General features: G+C 63.8%; 17 protein-coding genes, 1 tRNA gene and 1 pseudogene. 12 read left to right on the top strand and 7 right to left on the bottom strand.

The annotated features are described in order from the left end of the window. Positions 1 to 107 precede the first annotated feature (107 nt). The 3 genes and pseudogenes from VGG47_RS09635 to VGG47_RS09625 form a co-directional block, all read right to left on the bottom strand. Positions 108 to 2,861: pseudogene (locus VGG47_RS09635) on the bottom strand (glutamate synthase central domain-containing protein); the annotation flags it as partial. 5 nt (positions 2,862 to 2,866) lie between these two features. Beyond that, complete coding sequence (locus VGG47_RS09630; protein ID WP_331537874.1) at positions 2,867 to 4,300, bottom strand: NAD(P)-dependent oxidoreductase; 1,434 nt, start codon at positions 4,298 to 4,300, stop codon at positions 2,867 to 2,869. A gap of 204 nt (positions 4,301 to 4,504) precedes the next feature. Continuing rightward, a complete protein-coding gene (locus VGG47_RS09625) occupies positions 4,505 to 5,428 on the bottom strand; it encodes a complex I NDUFA9 subunit family protein (protein ID WP_331537872.1) in 924 nt (307 codons plus the stop codon). Between the two features lie 201 nt (positions 5,429 to 5,629). Between VGG47_RS09625 and VGG47_RS09620 the strand changes: the two genes are divergently transcribed. The 8 genes from VGG47_RS09620 (at position 5,630) to hpf (ending at position 12,384) form a co-directional block, all read left to right on the top strand. Continuing rightward, positions 5,630 to 5,716 (top strand) — tRNA-Leu (locus VGG47_RS09620). A gap of 221 nt (positions 5,717 to 5,937) precedes the next feature. Further along, positions 5,938 to 6,567, top strand: coding sequence for a ribonuclease D (locus tag VGG47_RS09615; protein WP_331537870.1), 630 nt, complete (start codon positions 5,938 to 5,940; stop codon positions 6,565 to 6,567). A gap of 237 nt (positions 6,568 to 6,804) precedes the next feature. Beyond that, a complete protein-coding gene (locus tag VGG47_RS09610; RefSeq protein WP_331537868.1) occupies positions 6,805 to 7,800 on the top strand; it encodes a KpsF/GutQ family sugar-phosphate isomerase in 996 nt (331 codons plus the stop codon). After that, positions 7,797 to 8,447, top strand: coding sequence for an LPS export ABC transporter periplasmic protein LptC (gene lptC, locus VGG47_RS09605; protein WP_331537866.1), 651 nt, complete (start codon positions 7,797 to 7,799; stop codon positions 8,445 to 8,447). Before VGG47_RS09610 ends, lptC begins: the two co-directional genes overlap by 4 nt. Before the next feature lie 41 nt (positions 8,448 to 8,488). Next, complete coding sequence (locus VGG47_RS09600) at positions 8,489 to 9,412, top strand: LptA/OstA family protein (RefSeq protein WP_331537864.1); 924 nt, start codon at positions 8,489 to 8,491, stop codon at positions 9,410 to 9,412. Next, positions 9,409 to 10,158 carry an LPS export ABC transporter ATP-binding protein gene (gene lptB, locus VGG47_RS09595; RefSeq protein WP_331537862.1) on the top strand — a complete coding sequence of 250 codons (750 nt, stop codon included), beginning with the start codon at positions 9,409 to 9,411 and terminating at the stop codon, positions 10,156 to 10,158. The genes VGG47_RS09600 and lptB overlap by 4 nt, the downstream gene beginning before the upstream one ends. Positions 10,159 to 10,251: 93 nt before the next feature. Beyond that, positions 10,252 to 11,733, top strand: coding sequence for an RNA polymerase factor sigma-54 (gene rpoN / locus VGG47_RS09590; RefSeq protein WP_331537860.1), 1,482 nt, complete (start codon positions 10,252 to 10,254; stop codon positions 11,731 to 11,733). Positions 11,734 to 11,787: 54 nt separating this feature from the next. Next, a complete protein-coding gene (gene hpf, locus VGG47_RS09585) occupies positions 11,788 to 12,384 on the top strand; it encodes a ribosome hibernation-promoting factor, HPF/YfiA family (RefSeq protein ID WP_331537858.1) in 597 nt (198 codons plus the stop codon). 140 nt (positions 12,385 to 12,524) lie between these two features. Here hpf and map read toward each other — a convergent pair whose 3' ends face one another. Continuing rightward, complete coding sequence (map, locus tag VGG47_RS09580) at positions 12,525 to 13,325, bottom strand: type I methionyl aminopeptidase (RefSeq protein ID WP_331537876.1); 801 nt, start codon at positions 13,323 to 13,325, stop codon at positions 12,525 to 12,527. Between the two features lie 283 nt (positions 13,326 to 13,608). On the opposite strand from map, the gene VGG47_RS09575 reads away from it, so the two are divergent. Both VGG47_RS09575 and VGG47_RS09570 read left to right on the top strand, forming a co-directional pair. After that, entirely contained in the window at positions 13,609 to 15,903 is a 2,295-nt protein-coding gene (locus VGG47_RS09575; RefSeq protein ID WP_331537856.1) for a xanthine dehydrogenase family protein molybdopterin-binding subunit, read from the top strand. 204 nt (positions 15,904 to 16,107) lie between these two features. Then, positions 16,108 to 16,935, top strand: a complete 828-nt coding sequence (locus VGG47_RS09570; RefSeq protein ID WP_331537854.1) for a formate/nitrite transporter family protein — start codon at positions 16,108 to 16,110, stop codon at positions 16,933 to 16,935. A gap of 208 nt (positions 16,936 to 17,143) precedes the next feature. On the opposite strand, the gene VGG47_RS09565 is transcribed toward VGG47_RS09570, so the two are convergent. After that, a complete protein-coding gene (locus tag VGG47_RS09565; protein WP_331537852.1) occupies positions 17,144 to 17,431 on the bottom strand; it encodes a hypothetical protein in 288 nt (95 codons plus the stop codon). Positions 17,432 to 17,494: 63 nt separating this feature from the next. Here VGG47_RS09565 and VGG47_RS09560 point away from each other — a divergent pair, with 63 nt between their 5' ends. Further along, the gene (locus VGG47_RS09560; protein ID WP_331537851.1) at positions 17,495 to 18,505 is read left to right on the top strand and encodes an enoyl-CoA hydratase/isomerase family protein; all 1,011 of its coding nucleotides are present in this window, start codon (positions 17,495 to 17,497) and stop codon (positions 18,503 to 18,505) included. Here VGG47_RS09560 and VGG47_RS09555 read toward each other — a convergent pair. Next, positions 18,474 to 19,226 carry a WecB/TagA/CpsF family glycosyltransferase gene (locus VGG47_RS09555; protein WP_331537849.1) on the bottom strand — a complete coding sequence of 251 codons (753 nt, stop codon included), beginning with the start codon at positions 19,224 to 19,226 and terminating at the stop codon, positions 18,474 to 18,476. The genes VGG47_RS09560 and VGG47_RS09555 overlap by 32 nt on opposite strands. Beyond that, complete coding sequence (locus VGG47_RS09550; RefSeq protein WP_331537847.1) at positions 19,214 to 20,413, bottom strand: outer membrane beta-barrel protein; 1,200 nt, start codon at positions 20,411 to 20,413, stop codon at positions 19,214 to 19,216. Before VGG47_RS09550 ends, VGG47_RS09555 begins: the two co-directional genes overlap by 13 nt. Positions 20,414 to 20,615: 202 nt before the next feature. Here VGG47_RS09550 and VGG47_RS09545 point away from each other — a divergent pair, with 202 nt between their 5' ends. Next, complete coding sequence (locus VGG47_RS09545) at positions 20,616 to 21,623, top strand: acyltransferase (protein WP_331537845.1); 1,008 nt, start codon at positions 20,616 to 20,618, stop codon at positions 21,621 to 21,623. Positions 21,624 to 21,822: the final 199 nt, after the last annotated feature.

Here is a 21,822-nt window from a genome sequence, read left to right as displayed (position 1 = left end):
TGCAAGATATTCAGGTGTTGTGCCTGAAAAATCGTTTCCAACTTCAGCAAGAGACTGATAAAATCTAATACGCTGATAAGTGTCGATTACGTTACTATCACCAACAAGCCCTCGCCGGAGTCGGAGCGCGCGCCGATGCGGTTCATGGCGATGGAGAGCGTCTCGTGCGCCTCCGGGCTCAGCGCGCCGAGCGAGATGCCGGGAGCCAGCAGCTTCTTGCGGATCTCGGTGATGCTCTCGACCTCGTCGATCGAAACCGGGGTACGGCCCTGGCTACGAAAATCCAGCAGGTCGCGCAGCGCCACCGGGGGTTGGCGGCGCACCATTTCCGTATAGCGCTTGTACATCTGGAAGCTGTTGGAGGCGACGGCGCTTTGCAGCAGATGGATCGCGTTATTGTCGAAGGCGTGCGTCTCGCCGGTGCGGCGCATCCGGTACATGCCGCCGATTTCCAACGGCACGACGTTGCCGCTCCAGGCCAGCTTGTGCTGCTCCAGCACCTTCTGCGCGATGCCGGGCAGGCCGATGCCGGAGATGCGCGAGGCCATACCGGGGAAGAACTCGCCCACCAGTGTGCGCGACAGGCCGATCGCCTCGAAATTATAGCCGCCGCGATAGGAGGCGATCACGGAGATGCCGAGCTTGCTCATCACCTTGAGCAGGCCCTTATCCACCGCCTTCTTGTAGCGGCCGACACACTCTTTCAGCGAAAGCTTGCCGAACAAGCCGCGCGCATGGCGGTCGGCGATGCTTTCCTGAGCGAGATAGGCGTTGATGGTGGTGGCGCCGACGCCGACCAGCACGGCGAAATAATGGACGTCCATGCATTCCGCGGTGCGCACGTTCAGGCTGGTGAAAGTGCGCAGGGATTGCCGCACCAGATGCGTGTGCACGGCCCCGGTGGCGAGGATCATCGGGATCGGCGCGCGCTCCGGGCTCATCGCCTCGTCGGTCAGGATCACATGCGTGCAGCCGATGCGCACGCCTTCCTCCGCCTCGCGGCGGATGCGCTCGATGGCGCGGCGCAGGCCGCCCTCGCCGTTCGCAACCTTGAAGGTGCAGTCGACGACGCAGGCATTCTTGCCCATCGTGCGGCGCATCGCCTCGAACTCGGCGGTGGACAGAACCGGGCTGTCGAGCTGCAGCAGGTCGCACTGCTCGGAATCCTCGTCCAGCACGTTGCCGAGATTGCCGAGCCGCGTCTTCAGCGACATCACGCGGGTTTCGCGCAGGCTGTCGATGGCGGGATTGGTGACCTGGGAAAAACTCTGGCGGAAGAAGTGGTGCAGGCCGCGATATTTCTCCGACAGCACGGCGAGCGGCGTGTCGTCGCCCATCGAGCCGACCGCCTCGTTCGCATCCTCCACCATCGGATGCAGCAGCAGCTCCAGCTCCTCCAGCGTGTAGCCGACCGCGACCTGACGGCGGCGCAGCGCCTCCGCGTCGAACAGCACCGGCTCCGGCGCGTCGGTCTTCACGATATGGTCGATCACCGTGATGCGCTTCACCCAGGCGCCGAAATCCTGGCGCGCGGCCAGCATGTCCTTCATTTCCTGGTCGTGGTAGAATTTCGCCGCATCGAGATCGACGCCGATGGTCTGGCCCGGGCCGACATGCCCCTTCTCGATGATGTTGTCCTCGTCGAACTTCACCATGCCGGCCTCGGAGCCGACGATCAGCATGTTCTGCGCAGTGACCGAGTAGCGCAGCGGGCGCAGCCCGTTGCGATCCAGGCCGGCGATGACGAAGCGGCCATCGGTGGCGGCGATCGCCGCCGGCCCGTCCCAGGGCTCCATCACCGCATTGCAGTACAAGACCAGGTCCTGATGCGCTTTTGGCATGGTCGCGTCGGCGCCGGTCGAGGGCGGGATCATCAGCGTCTTGGCCATCGGGGCGTCGCGCCCGGCGCGCACCAGCAGCTCGAACACGTTGTCCAAAGTCGCCGTGTCGGAACCGCCCGCCTGCACCACCGGCTTCACGTGGTCCAGAAAATCGTCCAGCCCCTCGGCGGCGAGCCGCGTCTCGTGGCTCTTCATCCAGTTGATGTTGCCGGCGACGGTATTGATCTCGCCATTATGCGCCAGCATGCGAAACGGCTGAGCCAGCCGCCAGGTGGGGAAGGTGTTGGTGGAATAGCGCTGGTGATAAATGGCAAACCGCGAGACGAAGCGCTCGTCCATCAGGTCGGGATAGAAATCCGCCAGGCTCGCCGCCAGGAACATGCCCTTGTAGATGATCGAGCGGCAGGACAGCGAGCACAAATAGAGTTCGGGAATCTGCGCGGCAATCGCCGCTATCTCGATCTTGCGGCGGATGACGTAAAGCTCGCGCTCGAACACGTCCTCGGAAACGCCGCGCGGGTTCCAGATCATGATCTGCTCGATCTCGGGGCGCGTGGCGTTGGCTTTCTCGCCGATGCACTCGAAATGGATCGGCACCTGACGCCAGCCATAGATGCGGTAGCCGAAGCTGAGAATTTCCGCCTCGACGATCTGCCGGCAGCGCTCCTGCGCGGAGAGATCGGTCTTCGGCAGGAACACCATGCCGACCGCGATCGGGCCCTCGCGCAGGCGGTCACCGCCACGGCGCACTTCGGCGGCGAAGAAATCGCGCGGAATTTCGATATGGATGCCGGCACCGTCGCCGGTCTTGCCGTCGGCATCGACCGCGCCGCGATGCCAGACCGCCTTCAGCGCATCGATGCCGGCTTGCACCACGTCGCGGCGCTTCTTGCCGTCGAGGGCGGCCACGAGGCCGACGCCGCACGCATCGTGCTCCTGCGCCGGATTGTAGGTATCTTTAAGAATCTCGGTGTTGCGCGCCCAGGAGGCGAGAAATTCGGAAGCGGTTTCGTGGCTCATAAAAATTACTCCGCGGCCTGGGCCAGGCTCTGCGCCTGAATGAAATCATGGATGGCGGTGGCGGCGTCGCGCCCGTCGCGGATCGCCCAGACGACGAGGGAGGCGCCGCGCACGATGTCGCCGGCGGCGAACACGCCGGGCAGGTTGGACATGAAGGTTTTGGCGTTCACCTTCAGCGTGCCCCAGCCGGTGAGCTTTAAGGCCGGCTCGTTGAAGGCGCCGGGCATATCTTCCGGATCGAAGCCCAGCGCCTTGATGACGAGGTCTGCCTCGACCGTGAAGGAACTGCCGGCGATGGGGTCCACCGACTGGCGGCCCGAGGCGTCCGGCAGGCCAAGATGCATGCGCGTCGCGCGCACGCCGGTGACGGTCGTGTCGCCCAGAAACGCTTCCGGCGCGGCGAGCCAGGTGAACACCACGCCCTCATCCTCGGCGTTCTTCACCTCGCGCAGCGAGCCTGGCATGTTCTGGCGGTCGCGGCGGTACAGGCAGGTGACCGATTTCGCGCCCTGGCGGACCGCGGTGCGCACGCAATCCATCGCCGTGTCGCCGCCGCCGATGACCACCACGTTCTTGCCGGCGGCATTGAGCTTACCCGAATCGAAATCCGGCACCGAATCGCCCAGGGTCTGGCGATTGGAGGTGATAAGGTAGTCCAGCGCGGGAACGATGCCCGGGAGGCCCGCGCCTGGACCAGAAATCTCGCGCGCCTTGTACACGCCGGTCGCGACCAGCACCGCGTCATGTTTTTCGCGCAGCGACGCGAAGGAGATTTTTCCGCCGATATCGGCGTTCAAAACGAATTCGACGCCGCCTTCCTCCAGCCATTTCCAGCGGCGGAGAACAATATCCTTCTCCAACTTGAAGCCGGGGATGCCGTAGATCAGCAGCCCGCCGACCCGGTCGTGCCGGTCATAGACGGTCACTTTATAGCCCTGGCGGCGCAGCGCCTCGGCGGCGGCGAGGCCGGCTGGGCCGGCGCCGATGATGCCCACGCTTTGCGCCTGCTCGACCAGCGCACGGATCGGCTTCACCCAGCCTTTCTCGAAGGCGGTGTCGGTGATGTAGCGTTCCACCGCGCCGATGGTGACGCTCTCAAAGCCCTTCTCGATGACGCAATTGCCCTCGCACAGCCGGTCCTGCGGGCAGATGCGGCCGCAAATCTCGGGAAATGTGTTGGTTGCGGAGGAAACCTCATACGCTTCCTCAAGCCGCCCCTCGGCCGTCAGCTTCAGCCAGTCGGGGATGTTGTTCGAGAGCGGGCAATGGATTGAGCAGAACGGAATGCCGCACTGGCTGCATCGGCTGGCCTGCGCTTCGGCGCCGGTCTGGTCGAAACGCGCATAGATCTCGCCGAAATCAGCCCGGCGCTCCTCGGCTTCGCGTTTATGGGGGGTCTGCTGGGGCAGATGCGTGAATTGCAGCATGCGCTGAGCCATGATTTCGTCCCACCTCGTCGAACAAACGTGTACACTGCGCAACAAAATTGCCGGCAGCGTTGTCGAAACGGCTCTTAACGCAGTTTTCGTGCCGTGGCCAGGGAAAATCCGCTCATAAGACACCTATGGTGCCATACTTTTGTACATTACGCGCGGCGGCCGTAGGGCGCGCGACCGATTCTTTCTATATTATGACAGCTTTATTCACCTACTTGCGCGGCATTGCAAATAACCCGGCACAATCAGGTTCATCGGCGTTGGCACGATCCCAAGCGCTGAGAACCCCAGCGCGCCGGGTGCGACGACGTTGTCGCGCTGCAGCATTTTGATCTGGTCGGTGGTCAGCAATTTGCCCGGCAGGCGTTGCAGAACCTGCGCCTGCAGCCGGGCAACACCCAGCGGCAGGTCCATGATGGCCCGCTTCCGGTCGATAATTTTTAACATATATTCAATCAGTTCCCGGAAAGTCCTGACCTCAGGTCCGCCGAGCTCAAAGGTTTTTCCCGGCGCTTCCGCAGACAGTGCGGCCAGCACCGCATCGGCGACATCGCCAACATAGACCGGCTGGAATTTTGTTTCCCCGCCGACGATGGGAAGCACCGGAAGGCGTGCCGCCATCGCCGCAAACCGGTTGAAAAACTGGTCCTCGGCACCGAACACGATCGAGGGGCGCAGGATCACGGTGCGCGGAAAGGCCGCGCGCACCGCCGCCTCGCCGGCGGCCTTGCTGCGCCCATAAGCGCTGGGGCTCGCCGCATCGGCGCCGATGGCGGAGAGATGCACGACCTGCCGCGCTCCGGAACTGGCGGCGAGCCGGGCGATCTGCCCAGCCCCCTCGGCATGCACGCGGACAAAATCACCCTTGCGGTTTTCGGACAGCAATCCGGTAGCGTTTACCACCAGCTCAGCGCCTTCGGTGGCACGGGCCACCAAAGCCTCGGCGCCCAGCGGCGCATAAAGCGGGACAATCTGCCCGGTGCCGCCCGTCGTCTGCAGAAACAGCGCCCCCGGCACATTGCGAACGGCAACGCGCACCACATAGCCCCGCTCCGCCAAGCGCTGCACGATATAGCGCCCGATAAATCCCGAACCGCCGAACACCGTCGCCACCCTGCGCTCGCCCGACATTTTTTTCTCCCTGCTTCCGCCCGTTTTGTAAGATCGCCGCGGAAATTTTGTAAACCTACGCAAAGAAACGCAAAAAACTGTCCAAGGCACTGTTGACGGAGCAAATTCAGAGGCGTAAAGCCCCGGCCCACGCCGCCCGATACGACGCGGACCGCTCCGGCGGGTCGCAAATCGGGTGACGGGATGAGTAGAGTAACACCTGCCCAGGTGGCGAAATTGGTAGACGCACTAGCTTCAGGTGCTAGCGATCGCAAGGTCATGGAAGTTCGAGTCTTCTCCTGGGCACCATCTACTCTCTCAGGCCGCATGGCCATCTCCCAGTAAGGATAAGCGAAGGGAAGGCTACTTTTTGTGAACAAAAAGTAGCAAAAAAACTTTGCTATGCTGGGGCATGGGCGTTGTCGCCGACACAGCCCATGACCCAGCATAACAAAAGTTTTTGCGGCGCTTTTTTCAAAAAGCGCCACTTTCTTCTCCCTTAGAACATATCATGACTATATGAGGCCGGTATGAGCACGATCCAGTTGCACAAGCACGATCTACCGGCGGACCTGAGCTTCGGCTCCATGGTCGCCGTTGATACCGAGACCATGGGCCTCGACCCGCGCCGCGACCGGCTCTGCCTGGTGCAGCTCTCGGCCGGTGACGGCACCGCGCATCTGGTGCAGATCATCCCGCCTGCGCTCGGCGGCAAGGGCGCGGACTGTCCTAATCTTAAGGCCCTGCTGGCCGATCCGGCCGTGACCAAGCTGTTCCACTTCGCCCGCTTCGACATTGCCGCACTGCTGAATGGGCTCGGCGTGGTCACCAGCCCGGTGATCTGCACGAAAATCGCCTCGAAACTCGTGCGCACCTATACCGACCGCCACGGCCTGAAAGACCTCTGCCGCGACCTGGCAGGTGCTGAAATCTCCAAGCAGCAGCAGACCAGCGACTGGGGCGCCGTCGAGCTGACGCCGGAGCAGATGACCTATGCCGCGTCGGACGTATTGTATCTGCACGCCATCTGGGCGCGGCTGGAAGCGCTGCTGCAGCGCGAGAACCGGCTGGATCTGGCGCAGGCGGCCTATGCCTTCCTGCCGACTCGCGCGCGGCTCGATCTGCTCGGCTATGCGGAGCCTGATTTGTTTCAGCATTAGGCAAGCAAGTGGCCGCTTTTAGAAAAAGCGGCGCAAAAATTTTTGCTCCGCTGGGCCATGGGCTGTGTCGGCGACAACGCCCACGCCCCAAATTAATAAAGTTTTTTTGCTTCTTTTTGTTCACAAAAAGAAGCCTTCCCCTTCCCTCGCCCTGGCAGGTTACACTGGGTTGCCAAGAGCTCAGTTGACCGGGGCGACGGCGCTGTTCATATCCCTGTCATGAGTATCGGCGACAATATGCTGAAGTCCGCCACGGCGGATGAGACAGCGGGCGCACTCGACCTGACCATTGCGCGGGATGTCCTGGCCACAGAAGCGGCGGCCCTGGCCGCGCTTGGCGCCGGGCTTGGCACGGAGTTCTGCGCCGCGGTCGATCTGCTGTTCGCCGTGACCGGCCGTGTGGTCGTCACCGGCATGGGCAAATCCGGCCATGTGGCGCGCAAGATCGCCGCCACCCTCTCCTCCACCGGCACCCCGGCGCTGTTCGTGCACCCGGCTGAAGCCGCGCACGGCGATCTCGGCATGATCATCGCCGGCGACGCGGTGATCGCTTTGTCCAATTCCGGCGAGGCAATGGAACTCGCCGCCATCGTCGCCCATGCCAGCCGCATCGGCCTGCCGCTGATCGGCGTCACCTCGGTGGCGGAGAGCACGCTGGCCACCGCCGCCACTGTGCCGCTGATCCTGCCGCCCGCCCCGGAAGCCGGACCGATCGGCCTGGCGCCGACCACCAGCACCACCATGCAGATGGCCCTGGGCGATGCGCTGGCCGTGGTGCTGCTGGCGAGACGGGGTTTTTCCGCGCGCGATTTCCGTGACATCCATCCCGGCGGCAAGCTTGGCGCGCGGCTGAAGCGCGTGCGCGATCTCATGCATCGCGGCGACGAACTGCCTTTGGTGCGCCCCACCATGACCATGGACAAGGCGCTGATCACCATGACGGCGAAGCGTTTCGGCGCCCTCGGCGTGGTCGATGAAGGCGGGCATCTGCTTGGGATCGTGACCGACGGCGATTTGCGCCGCGCCATGGGGCCGGACCTGCTGGGCCGCACCGTGACCGACATCATGAACCGGGCGCCCAAAACGATCGGCCCCGAGGCGCTCGCCGAAGAGGCCCTGCGGGAAATGAACAGCAGCGCCCGCCCTGTTACTGCCTTATTTGTGGTGGACGACAGGGGCATGGTCCACGGCATCCTGCACATCCACGATCTGCTGCGCGCGGGGCTGGCGTGAGCCAGGTCACCCGCGACCTCATGCTGGACGGGTTGCGGCGACGCAATCCGGCTGCCCTGGCGGCGATCGCCCGCCGCAGCACGGTCGTGACCCTCGGCAAGAAACTCCTCCCCGTGGCAGCTGTGGCGCTGCTGGTGGCGCTCGCTCTGGCTCCCTCCTGGCATTCCGGGTCGGAGAAGGAGCGCGTCACCTATCATGTGCACGGCGCGCAAGCGGACGACGCCTCGCGCATGCAGGGCGCACGCTATCATGGGCTGGACCAGCAGGGGCAGCCTTTCACCGTCACCGCCGGCAACGCGGTCCAGCAGGGGCCCAATGATGTCGCCCTCACCAAGCCGGTCGGGGATATCACCCTGAAATCCGGCGCCTGGCTGGACTTATCATCTGATGCCGGCATGTTTAACCAGAAGTCTCAGATCTTGCACCTCAATGGCAATGTCACGCTGTACCGCAATGACGGCACCACCGTCACCACGACCAAGGCGGACATCAATTTGCAAACCGGCAGCGCGCAAGGCAGCGCGCCCACCGACGTACAGGGGCCGTTCGGCACGTTGCACGCCGATCATGGTTTCGTGCTGGCCAATCGTGGCACCGAGATCACCTTCAACGGTCCGGCCACGCTGACCCTGACGCAGATCAAGTGAAAGCCGCGGCTTTTTTCGGGGGGTTCGCTTTGGCGGCCCTCATGCTGCACCCGGCGCACGCGCAGACGCTCGATCTCAGCGGCAGCCAGCAGAACGGCCCACCGCTGCCGATCCACATCTCCGCAAGCCAGAGCATCCAGTGGCAGCAGCAGGCGCAAATCGTCACCGCCACCGGCGATGCCAAGGCGGTCCGCGGCAATGTCACCGTCACCGCCGACCAGCTGATCGCGCATTACCGCAAAAAGGCCATGCCGCCCGGCGCCAAGCCGGTGCCGACGCCGGCGAGCAACACCGACAGCAGCGACCCGCTGAACCAGGGCGGCAACGAGCTCTATGAGCTGGATGCGATCGGCAATGTGCATATCTACACCGCCACCGATAACGCCTGGGGCGACCGCGCGGTCTACAGCCTCGACGATGCGGTGCTGGTGCTGACCGGCCAGCACCTGAAACTGACCACCCAGCATGACGTGATCACCGCCAAGGACGCGCTCGAATATTATGCGCAGAAACGCATGGCGGTGGCGCGCGGCGATGCGCTGATCGTCGCCGATGACGGCCGCTCGATCGCCGCCGACACGCTGATCGGCTATCTGGCGCCCCCAACAGCCAACGGGCAGAAGCCCGCCCCCACCACCGCGACGAGCCAGAATACCGACCCGCTGGACCAGGCCGGGCAGCTGCAAAAGGTGGACGCGATCGGCCATGTCGTGGTCCGCACCACCACCGACACCGCGACCGGCGATCGAGGGGTCTATCTGCCGCCCACCGGCCTGGCGCGGCTGGGTGGTGACGTGCATATCATCCATGGCCCCAACGAACTGACTGGGAACGACGCCCTCGTGAACATGAAAACCGGCGTCGCCACGCTGCTCGCTGCCCCTGGCCGTCAGGTGGCCGGGACCATTCTGCCGAATCAAGCCAATTCCGTCCCCGGCGCGGCGCCGGCCTCGGCGAAGAAATGAGCGCTTTCAGGGTCATCGAAGGCCAGGGCGGGCTGGTCGCCACCGGGCTTGGCAAGCACTATAAAAAACGCCCGGTCGTGCGCAACGTCTCGCTCTCGGTGAAACGCGGCGAAGCCGTCGGGCTGCTGGGTCCGAACGGCGCGGGCAAGACCACGACCTTTTACATGATCGTCGGGCTGATCGCCCCGGACAGCGGTGGCATCGTTCTGGACGGTGCGGAAATTTCCTCGCTGCCGATGTATCGCCGTGCGCGTCTGGGCATCGGCTACCTGCCGCAGGAGGCGAGCGTGTTCCGCGGCCTCAATGTCGAGCAGAATATCATGGCGGCGCTCGACGTGGTCGAGACCGACCGCGACAAGCGCGAGGCCCTGCTCACCGCCTTGCTGGCGGAATTCAGCATCACCCATCTGCGCCGCACGCCCGCTCTGGCCCTGTCCGGCGGCGAGCGCCGGCGTGTGGAAATCGCCCGCGCTTTGGCCACCGCCCCCAATTACATCCTGCTCGACGAGCCGCTGGCCGGCATCGACCCGATCGCCGTGGGCGAAATCCGCGATCTCGTGTCGCACCTGAAGCATCGCGGCCTCGGCGTGCTGATCACCGACCATAACGTCCGGGAAACGCTGGAGATCATCGACCGGGCCTACATTCTCTACGATGGCCAGGTGCTGATGGAGGGCGTGCCGGAGGCGGTGGTGGCGCATGAGGATGTGCGCCGCGTCTATCTCGGCGAGAAGTTCAGCATGTAGCTTTTCGGCTACATAACGTCTCGTTCCGGTTGCCATGCAGATTTCGGGCCAAAAAATAGTGGACAGGAAGCAGGTTTGATTTAACCTGTTGGCATGCGTTTTGCTCCTCGTCTCGACCTGCGGCAGTCGCAGTCTCTGGTGATGACGCCGCAGCTGCGCCAGGCCATCCAGCTGCTGCAATATTCCAACCTCGAAGCCAGCCAGTTCGTCGAGGACGAGCTCCTGAAAAACCCGCTGCTCGAACGCGCCGACGCTGTGGACACGGTGACTCCGGTGGAAGCCGCCCCGCCCGCCCCGACGCCGGAGGCGATCGATGCCGCCAGCTTCGCCGGGTCCGGGCTGATGCCCGACGCGGCCAACGCGCCGCTCGATATCGACGTCTCCAACACCTACGACGCCGGCACCGGCTCCGACGGCTATGGCGGCGCGGGCAGCATGAATGAGGACGAGGACTGGAACGGCATCGAGGCGATCGGCGACACCAAGCCGAACCTGCGCGAGCATCTGGAGCAGCAGGCCCGCCTCGCCTTCACCAAGCCGCTCGACCGTATCATCGCCACGGCGCTGATCGCCGCCCTCGACCCGGCCGGCCGCCTCGCCGAACCGCCAGAGAAGCTGGCCTCGATGCTGGGGCTGGAACTCGAACGCCTCGAGGTCGTGCGGCAAAAAATGCTGCGCTTCGACCCGACCGGGATGTTCGCCCGCGACCTGGTGGAATGCCTGGCCGTGCAGCTCGCCGAACGCGACCGGCTCGACCCCGCGATGCAGGCGCTGCTGGACAATCTCGACCGGCTGGCCCGGCGCGACATGCGCGGGCTGATGGCTATCTGCGGCGTGGATGCCGCCGATCTGGCGGACATGGCCGCGGAATTGCGCCGGCTCAACCCCAAGCCGGGCGCACAGTTCGAGCATGAACCACTGCGCCCGCTGATCCCCGACGTGCTGATGCGGCCGATGCCGGTGAAATCGGTGGAGCAGAGCGACTGGCTGCTGGAAATCAACCCGGAAACCGTGCCGCGCCTGCTGATCCGCCGGGGGTTTCATGCCCGCCTCGCGGCCTCCGCCTCGCGCGAGACGAAAAGTTTTCTGTCCGAACAGTTGCAGGGCGCGACCTGGCTGGTGAAAGCCCTGGAATCCCGCGCCCATACGATCCTGCGCGTCTCCGCCGAAATCGTCCGCCGCCAGGACGGCTTCTTCCGCCACGGCATCTCGCATCTGCGCCCCCTCACCTTGCGCGACATCGCCGCCGAGCTAGGCCTGCATGAGAGCACAATCAGCCGCGTCACCTCGAACAAGTCGATCGCCACGCCGCGCGGCATTTTCGAGCTGAAATTCTTTTTCACCACGGCCCTGGCCGGCGCCAACGGCGAGACGCACAGCGCGGAGATGGTTCGCCACCGGGTGCAGAGCCTGATCGCCGGCGAAAGTCCCAGGCACGTCCTCTCAGATGATGCCATCGCAGCTCTATTACAAAAAGAAGGCATAGACATCGCCCGTCGGACCGTGGCCAAATATCGGGAAGCGTTGCGAATACCGGGCTCGGCGCAACGCAAGCGGGAAAAAATGCCCGCCTGAGGCGCGCTTTGAAGGCGTCTTGGATTACGAGCCCAGAAGTTCGGGAGATGACCAATGCAACTGACGGTCTCTGGCAAGCAAATCGAACTCTCTGACGCGTTGCGCGTCCATGTGGCGCGGCACCTCGACGTCATTACCGCCAAATATTTCGACCATGCCCTGGAAGCGCAGGTCACTTTCAGCAAGGCGCGCAGCTTTTTCACGTGCGACATCAACGTCCATGCCGGCCGCGGCATTACCGTGCGCGGCGAAGGTGAGGCCGGCGACGCACATGCCGCCTTCGACGACGCGGCGGAGCATATTGCCACCCGCCTGCGCCGCTATCGCCGCCGTGTTTCGGCGCATGCCCGCGATGCCAATCATCGCGCCAAGCCGCAGGCCGGCCGCCAATATGTGCTTGCCCAGGAGACCACCGTCCCTGAACCCGAAATCCTGATTGAGGTCGAGGTCGACGCGCTGCACCCGACCATCGTCGCGGAATCCACCACCGAGATCGAGACGCTCTCGGTGCGCGACGCGGTAATGCGCATGGATCTGGCCTATCAGCCGGTCATGATGTTCCGCAATTGCAAAACCGGCCAGCTGAACGTCGTCTACCGCCGGTCCGACGGACATGTCGGCTGGATCGATCCTGGTGAGGAAATATCGTAAGGAAGTAGCCGCTTTTTAAAAAAGCGGCGCAAAAATTTTTGCTATGCCGGGCCATGGGCGTTGTCGCCGACAACGCCCATGGCCCAAATTAACAAAGTTTTTTTACTACTTTTTGTTCACAAAAAGTAGTCTTTCTTCCCTTAAACATAAGGCGGCGCGGTATAGCCGGCGGGCGACAGGGTGAAAATCTCGCAGCCGCTCTCGGTGACGCCCAGCATGTGCTCGAATTGCGCGGAGAGCGAGCGGTCACGCGTCACGGCTGTCCAGCCATCGTCGAGGATCTTCACGTCCGGCCGTCCGGCATTGACCATCGGCTCGATGGTGAAGAACATGCCCGGCTTGAACACCGGCCCCTCGCCGCGCTTGCCGAAATGCAGCACGTTCGGCGGTTCGTGGAAATGCTGGCCGATGCCATGACCGCAAAAATCCCGCACCACCGAAAAACGCTGGGCCTCGACATAGTTCTGGATGACGTAGCCGACATCGCCGAACGTGTTGCCCGGCTTCACCATGGCGATGCCGCGCATCAGCGATTCATACGTGACGTCCATCAGTCGCTTCGCCCTGGTGTTGGGCTGACCCGCCACATACATGCGGCTGGTGTCGCCGTACCAGCCGTCCAGGATCACGGTCACGTCGATGTTGAGAATGTCGCCTTCCTGCAGCTTCTTGTCCCCGGGAATGCCGTGGCAAACGACATGGTTGATCGAGATACAGGTCGATTTCGGGAAGCCGCGATAGTTCAGCGGCGCCGGCACCGCGCCTCGCGCCGTGATGAATTCATGACAGAGCGTGTTCAGCGTTTCGGTGGCGACGCCCGGCGCCACATGCGGGCCGATCATGTCCAGCGTTTCCGCGGCCAGCCGTCCGGCGGCGCGCATCGGCGCGAACTCCCCCGGCTTGTGAATTGTGATCCGCCGAGCTTCGGCGCCGCCATCCATCATCTGCTACTCTCAATCTGGGGCGCTCCCCGTGTGCCGGGCGCCAGGTGCCTCTTGAAGATTAGATGCAGATGCCTCTTGCCAAAGCAAGATACAAGCGGGGTTCGCCCGGAATTACCAGCGGGTCGGCTGTATTGACCGCACCGCATGGGCCTCGTTTAATGCCCGTCTCATGCCGTGCAGGCGGGGGTTGATAACGTCCATAACCTCGTTTGCTGATCCGCGCGGCACCACAGCACCTGCCTTTCTGCCTCATGACAAGTCCAGCACAAGGAACCTTGAGATGACGAAATTTGGTGTCGCGCAGCCGGTACGCCGTGTCGAAGACGCACGCCTGCTTCTGGGCCATGGACGCTATACAGATGATATCGCACCGGCGGACGCGCTGTTCGGTTTCGTGCTGCGCAGCCCATATGCGGCGGCGAAGCTGCTCTCCGTCGATACCGCAGCCGCGCTGGAGCTGCCCGGGGTGAAGGCGGTTTACACCGCGGCTGATCTCGCCGCCGACCAGATCGGCGGCCTGCCTTGCGTGGTGCCGCTCGAGAACCGCGACGGCAGCTCCCGGGCCGAGCCGCCGCATCCGGTGCTGGCGGCGGGATTTGTCCGCCATGTCGGCGATCCGGTCGCCTTCATCGTCGCCACCAGCGCGCAGGCGGCGCGGGACGCCGCCGAGGCGGTGCTGGTCGATTATGACGGCCTGCGCTCGGTCACGGACATGCAGGCGGCCATCGAACCGGGCGCGCCGCTGGTCTGGCCCGAATCCGCAAACAACATCGCCTTCGACTGGCATACCGGCGACAAGGAGAAGACCGACGCGCTGTTCGCCGGTGCTGCGCATGTCACCCGGCTCACTTTGGTGAACAACCGCATCATCGTGAACTCGATGGAAGCGCGGACCGCTTTCGCCACATACGAAGACGGGCGCTGGACGCTCACCACCACCAGCCAGGGCGGCTGGAGCCTCAAAGAGATGCTGGCGGCCCATGTATTCAAGGAACCGGAAGACAAATTCCGCATCGTCACCCCGGATGTCGGCGGGGGCTTCGGGATGAAGCTGTTCCTCTACGCCGAACATGTGCTGGTCTGCTACGCGGCGCGCAAGCTCGGCGCCCCGGTGCGCTGGACCTCCGATCGCGGTGAGGCGTTTCTCTCCGACACGCACGGCCGCGACCAGATTTCTCAAGGCGAGCTGGCGCTCGATGCCGAGGGCAAATTTTTAGGAATGCGCATCCGCACCTTGGCCGGCATGGGCGCCTATTTCTCCAACTACGCGCCCATGATCCCGACCCTCGCCGGCTCGAAAGTGCTCGCCAGCGTCTATGATTTCCAGGCGATCTACGTGAACGTGCTGGGCATTTTCACCCATACCGTGCCGGTGGACGCGTATCGCGGCGCCGGACGGCCGGAGAGCAATTACCTGGTCGAGCGGCTGATCGACGCGGCGGCGAACGAGGTGGGCATCGACCGCGCGAGCTTGCGCCGGCGCAACATGGTTCCCGCCTCCGCCATGCCGTACGTCTCGGCGATGGGCCAGAAATACGATTCCGGCGATTTCACCAGGGTGCTCGACGCCGCACTCGACGCCGCCGACTGGAATGGGTTTCCGGCCCGGCAGCAGGCCGCGGTGGCGGCGGGCGCGCGGCGCGGTATCGGGCTTGCCTATTATCTGGAGGCGACCGGCGGCTCTGAGTCCGAACGCGCGGAAATCCGTTTCGCGGCGGATGGCTATGTCGATGTCTATGTCGGCACGCAATCATCCGGCCAGGGGCATGAAACCGCCTATGTGCAGCTCACCGCCGCCCAGCTCGGCGTGGATGGCGCGAAAATCCGCATCCACCAGGGCGATACCGACACCATCCCGACGGGCGGCGGCACCGGCGGCGCGCGCAGCCTGTATTCCGAGGGCCAGGCGCTGCGCGTCACCGGCATGTCGGTCATCGAGAAAGGGCGGCGGCAGGCCGGCGAATATCTGGAGGCGGCGGAAGCGGACATCGTCTTCGCGGAGGGCAGGTTCAGCGTCGCCGGCACCGACCGGGCGGTGGATATAATCACCCTGGCGGCGCAAAAACCGGGCGCGCTGGATGCCGCCGAGATCGCGGCGATCAACGCGCACACCTTCCCCAATGGCTGCCATATCGCCGAGGTGGAAGTGGACCCGGAAACCGGGGTCGCCCGCGTCGTCGGCTATGTGGTGATGGACGATGTCGGCAAGGCCGTGAATCCGATGATCGTGCGCGGCCAAGTGCATGGTGGCGTCGTTCAGGGCGTGGGCCAGGCCATCTATGAGCGGGTGGCTTACGATGCCGAGAGCGGCCAGCTCGTCTCCGGCAGCCTGATGGACTACGCCCTGCCGCGCGCCGACGATGTGCCGGACATCAAGGTGGACTTCATCGAAATCCCCTGCGCGTCCAACCCGCTCGGCGTGAAGGGCGCGGGCGAGGCCGGCGCCGTCGGCAGCCCGCCGGCGGTGGTCAACGCCATCATCGACGCGCTGAAGCAGGACGGGGTGACGGCGGTGGATATGCCGGCAACCCCGGAGAGCCTGTGGGCTGCCATCAACAAGGCGAGAGCGGCTTGATCGATTGAATAATTCTAACATAGAATATACTTTAACTATTCAACTTTTGTAAAAAATTACAAAAAAACCATGCGAGTGCAGGGCAGATATCCAGCCCTGCCCTAGCACGCATGATCAACATCATCTAACGATCGATTACAGATGTCTTAGGTTCGCGCCCGAGTCATCCGCTTGATCAATGCAAAACTGATGTTGGAGATGACTTTGGATTACGTTTCCCCCCTCGAACTGACGAGCAGCATGCTCGAAAGCGGCGCAAAGAAAGCTAAGCTTAGCGTCTCCGATCTGCTGATCCGCGGCATACTTGCCGGCGCCTTCCTTGGCATGGCCGCCACCCTCTCCGATGCCGCCACGGTGGCCACCGGCGATGCGCTGGTGGGAGCCATCATGTTCTCGTTCGGCTTCGTCATCATTGCCCTGCTGAACCTTGAACTCTTCACCGGCGCCTGCGTCATGCTGCCCTTCGCCGCCTTCGGCGGCCGCGCCACCACCGGCCAGGTGCTGCGCAACTGGGTGTACGTGTATATCGGCAACCTGATCGGCTCGCTGATCTATGCCTTCCTCTATGCCGCCACCAGCACGAAATTTTTCACCGATGCGCCGGACCCGATCGGCGCCAAGATGGTCGCTGTCGGCGTGGCCAAGGTGATGCCCTATATGCATGCCGGCGTCGCTGGCTGGTGGACCGCTCTGCTGAAGGGCGTGCTCTGCAACTGGCTGGTGGCACTCGCCTCCGTGTTCGCGCTGATCTCCCGCTCCACCATCGGCAAGATCGTCGCCGCCTGGCTGCCGATCACGGCCTTCGTGGCCCTGGGCTTCGAGCACTCCGTGGCGAACATGTTCGACATCCCGGGCGCCATGATGCTGGGCGCCCCGATCAGCATCAGCCAGTGGCTGGTCTGGAACGAAATCCCGGTCACCATCGGCAACATCATCGGCGGCATGATCTTCACCGGCCTAGCGCTGTATGTGACCTACAAGCCGACCCAGTCCGCCGCTGCCCCGGCCGGCATGGCTGTCGCCGCTGAATAAGAATAACGTCCAAGACTAAAGAACTGAAAAGGCCGGAGCGGTGACGCTCCGGTTTTTTTATACATTAGAAAACAGCCGCTTTTTGAAAAAAGCGGCGCAAAAACTTTTGTTATGCTGGGCCATGGGCTGTGTCTGCGACAACGCCCATGGCCCAGCATAACAAAGTTTTTTTGCTACTTTTTGTTCACAAAAAGTAGTCTTTCCTTTCCTACGACAAACGCCCGTTCAAAAACCCCAGAGCGGGCAGCGGCTTCCAACGGCGCGGCAGGTCGGTGCGGCGGATCGGCCGGATCGCATAGCGGGGATAAGGCTGGGCGGTGCGCTCGAGAAACCCTGCATAGGCGCGCACCTGCGCCTCCCGCCAGGCCTGATCGGCAAGGGCGGCGGTGCGGCTGGGGTAAATCTCGGCGATGCGGATGACCCGGTCGATGATCGCGACCACCGCCCAGAGCGAGTCTTCACTGCCCCGGCGCTTCTCAGCAGAAAACTCGACCATCCACTCCCCTTGCTCCGGGTGCCGCTTGGTTTACCAATGCCCTCAACATAAAGGACATCGAAAATGGATCAAGCAGTTCAGGTCTGGCGCGAAGGGCGCGCCGGGCGCATCCGGCTGCACCGGCCGAAGGCTTTCAATGCGCTGACCCTGGCCATGCTCCAGACCATCCACGCGGCGGTGGACGCGTTGTCCGCCGATGCTGACGTGCATTTTCTGCTGGTCGACGCGCCGGAGCGCGGGTTTTGCGCCGGCGGCGACGTCCGCTCCATCCGCGAGGGCGCGATGGCGGGCGACCGCGACGCCGCAGCAGTATTTTTTTCCACCGAATATGCGCTGAACCAGGCGATTGCCGACTGCCGGAAGCCTTTTGTGACGCTGGTCGACGGCGTGTGCATGGGCGGCGGCATCGGCATTTCCGTGCATGGAAGCCATCGCATCGCCACCGAGCGGGCGATGTTCGCCATGCCGGAGACGGCGATCGGGCTGTTCCCCGATGTCGGCACCAGTTTTCTGCTCCCCCGCCTGCCCGGCGCCCTGGGAATGTATATGGGTCTGACCGGCGCGCGCATGGTCGGCGCCGATGCCGTGCATGCCGGCCTCGCCACGCATTTCGTGCAGAGTGAAAATTTGCCGGCGCTGGCGGCGGCGCTGGTGCAGGATGGCGTGGCGGTGATCGCTGCCCTGGCCGAGCCCCTGCCCGCTTTCTCACTGGCTGCGGCGCGTCCGGTCATCGACACGGCGTTCAGCGCCCCGTCGGTCCCGGAAATCGTGGCGCGGCTGGAGCAGGGTCACACAAATTTCGCGCAGGAAACGCTGCGCGCGCTGCACCAGAATTCCCCCAGCGCCGTGCATTGGACTTTTGCCCTGCTGCGCGCCGGGGCGCATCGCGACTTGGCGCAGGCCCTGGCGGCAGAGCTGGCGCTGGCGCAACGCGTGGCCTACCTGCCGGAGTTTGCCGAGGGCGTGCGCGCTGTCCTGGTGGACAAGGACCGCACGCCAAACTGGCAACCGGCGCGCCTGGAGGATGTGGACCCGGCCGCGATCAGCGCGCTTTTCGCCGATACGCCTCAATAGCCAGGTACAGCAGCACCTTCGGGTCCGCGACCAGGTAGCGCCCGGCCAGACGCCATGGCTCCCGGATCAGCCGGTAAAACCATTCCAGCCCGCGTCTGCGCATCCAGAGCGGCGCGCGGCGCATGTTGCCGGCGCAATAATCGAGCGCGCCGCCGATGCACAGCCCGGTGCCGGTAGCGTCCCGCCGCGTGGCGATGGCATAGGCCAGCAGCTCCTGCATCGGCGAGCCGACCGCGAAGAAGATGAAATCCGCCTCATTGCCGCGGATGAAATCGCGTGCCCGGCGGAAGGCCGGCAGATCGTGCAGCAGGCCCATCGGCGGCTGATGATGCAAAAACCGGATGCGCGGATAACGTTCCTGCAGCGCACGGACATCTTGAGCCGTCATGCCGAGCACGGCGATGCGCCGACCGTCTAGCCGCGACAGCAGCGCCGCGGTGAGGTCGGCGCCGGTGACGACCGGCGGCCGCCGCAGCCCCAGCCGGTCCGCGCACAGGCCGATCAGCTGCGAATCCAACAGGCAGAACATCGCGCCGCGATAGGCGGCCTTGAGACTCGGCATGCGCGACATCCGCTCGATATGGTCGGCGTTCGGCGTCACCACATAGGCGAAGCGCGCATGTCGCGGCCGCGCCAGAAGAACTTCCAAGACCTCCTCGAGGCCGCGATTCTCGAAATTGACCTCGAGCAGCCGGATGGTGGCGGGTGTCAGTGTGTCCATGTCGCCCCGATCGTCACCACATGCTCATTCGCCGCGCGCAGGAAATTGGCCTGACGGTCGTTGAATGCGTAGACGGCGTTCAGCGCCAGGATGGCGTTGAGCTGCCATGACCATGCCACGGCCGTGCGAAAGACCGTCTCCTGGTCCGGGCTTTGGATATAGTCGGCATGATCGGCCTCGGCGGAAACTTGCACGGTGGTCTCTTCCGTGATGCTGCGGCGGAGCGAAAACTTGGCCTGGGTGAGTGTGTAGGGCACGGCGCTGATCTCGTCCGGATCGTCGATTTCGCGCGCTAAAGTGAGCCGCACATGGTCGAGCATGTCGGGGAGCCAGTCGAACCCGGCCTCGAGCACCGGCGCCACCAGTTTGCTCCCCTGGCGCGGCCGGCGCTGCGCGAACCCGGCGAGCGCGCTGAACGTCCACAGACCGTCGGCGGTATCGACCAGACCGGCGAGCAGCGCCTCGGTGTCGGCGTTAAAAGCCTGGTCGCGGTACAGCGATTGCGTCGCCTGCAGCCGCAGCACCAGGCTCAGCGGGCTGCCCGGCAGATAAGCGAGGGTCGCGCGTTCACGGTCGTCGCGCCGGTTCTGCACGGCCTGGTCAGGGAAACGAAAATCACTGACGGACATTTCCGGTGTCAGGCTGAACTGCCCCAGCGTGATCGCATCGCTGACGCGCAGATCCGTCAGCGTGAAGGGAACCGGCGTGGTGATGTCGATCGTACCGATATCGAACCCAGTCTCCTGCGCGTTCAAAACCCCGCCGCTGAGCGTGATTGTTTCACGCGGCAGCACGGCGCGCTCCCCGAAAGCCAGTGTCGAGCCGGAGATGTTCTGCGCCTGGTCCTGCGGGTAGCGCGTCCACGTACCGGCGGCGAAAGCGCCAAACCCCAGCAGCGGATCCGTCACCAGCACTTGCGGCGCCACGGTGAACAGGCTGGAACCCGCCGCACCGTTCGGCGCCGAATCATAGCCGCCCGCCACCGCCACAGACGGCGCCACCGACACCAATCCGAACCGCCACGGCAACGGCGTGAACTGCGGGTCCGGGTGAGGCGCCGTCACGCTGAATTCATCGCCATAGCCGGGAATGCCGTCAGGCAGCACGGCGTCCAGCATCTGTCCGCGCGCGGCACTCACCGCGCAGAGCAAAAGCACCGACGCCAGCGCAAGGCTGTAGTGACGCATGCTGCCGTTTAGCATTTTTATTTTGTTACCAAAACATATAATAGAGGAAAGTAGCCGCTTTTTAAAAAAAACGGCGCAAAAATTTTTGGTCCGCTGGGCCATGGGCGTTGTCAGCGACAACGCCCATGGCCCAGATTCATAAAGTTTTTTTGCTACTTTTTGTTCACAAAAAGTAGCCTTTCCATCGCTCTAGGACCGCAAATTGCCCCGGCGCCACGACATCGATATCGCCAAAGGTTTCACCATTCTGCTCGTCGTATTCGGGCACCTCGTGGCCAGCGTCGACCCCGTCGGCGTGGGCTGGTACGAGCCGCTGCGCCGCGCCGTCTATGCCTTCCATATGCCGTTCTTCCTGTATCTCAACGGCCTGGTGGCGGTGCTCTCCGGCATGATGTTGATGCCGCGCGCGGCCTGGCCCGGAATTGCCGCGGCGCGGGCACGCCGCCTGCTGCTGCCCTTTTTCGCGCTCGGCCTGCTCATCGTCGCAGCCAAGATTTTAGCGGCCAGGTTCCTCACGGTGGATCATGCACCGCGCGCATGGTGGCCTGGGGTGTCCGATCTGTTCTGGCATACGGCGGCCAGCCCGGCGGTGTCGATCTGGTACCTGTTCGTGCTGTTCACGGTCAGCCTCGGCGCGATGTTCTGGCTCCGCGGCGCGCCACGGCGCTACCCGGCCTTGCTGGTCTGCTGCGCGCTGCTCTACGTCGTCCCTTGGCCCGCTTACGCCTATCTCGACCGCATCGGCACCTATGCCGTGTTTTTTGTGGCCGGCGCGGGCGCCGGGTTTCTGGGGTCCGGCTGGGATCGTTTCATCGACCGGTCCTGGAAGCTGCTCCTCGGGATGTTGCTCGCCGCTCTGCTCGCCATCATCGTCTATGGCGCCGGCTGGCCGGAAAAATATCTGCTCCTGCCTGTGGGCATGCTCGCAATGCCCGCTCTTCACGGTTCCTTAAGATCCTTGACCCCATCATCGCCCAATCTTCTTTTGTCCGGTCTCCTCCTCCTCGGGCGGTACAGTTTCATGATCTATCTGTTCAACACAATGTGCATCGGGCTGACGAAAGCGCTGCTGCTGCTGGTCTGCTCGTGGGACGGCGCGCATTTCCTGCCCTTCGCTGTGGCTCTGATGGTTTCCGGCACGCTCGGCCCGATCGCCCTGAAAACTTGGGCGTTCCGCCGCGTCCCCACCCTGGACCGGCTGACGGACTGACATCGCCATGGCACGGGACCGGACGATCGCACGGGGCGGCGAGACAACCAGCTTCCTGGCCCGAAGTAACGAACGGCCCATTTTTCCTACATAAGGGGACAAACCGGGAACGGTGAATCGGCCATGTCGAGGCATTTCAAGGGTTTTTTGGGATTTTATATGATCGGCGCCGGTTCGTTGCGACAACGGAAAACATCTG

Source organism: Acidocella sp., from assembly GCF_036489515.1.
Lineage (GTDB): Bacteria > Pseudomonadota > Alphaproteobacteria > Acetobacterales > Acetobacteraceae > Acidocella.
The sequence above is the reverse complement of the archived record's forward strand: the minus strand, read 5'-3'. Positions and strand labels throughout refer to the sequence as shown.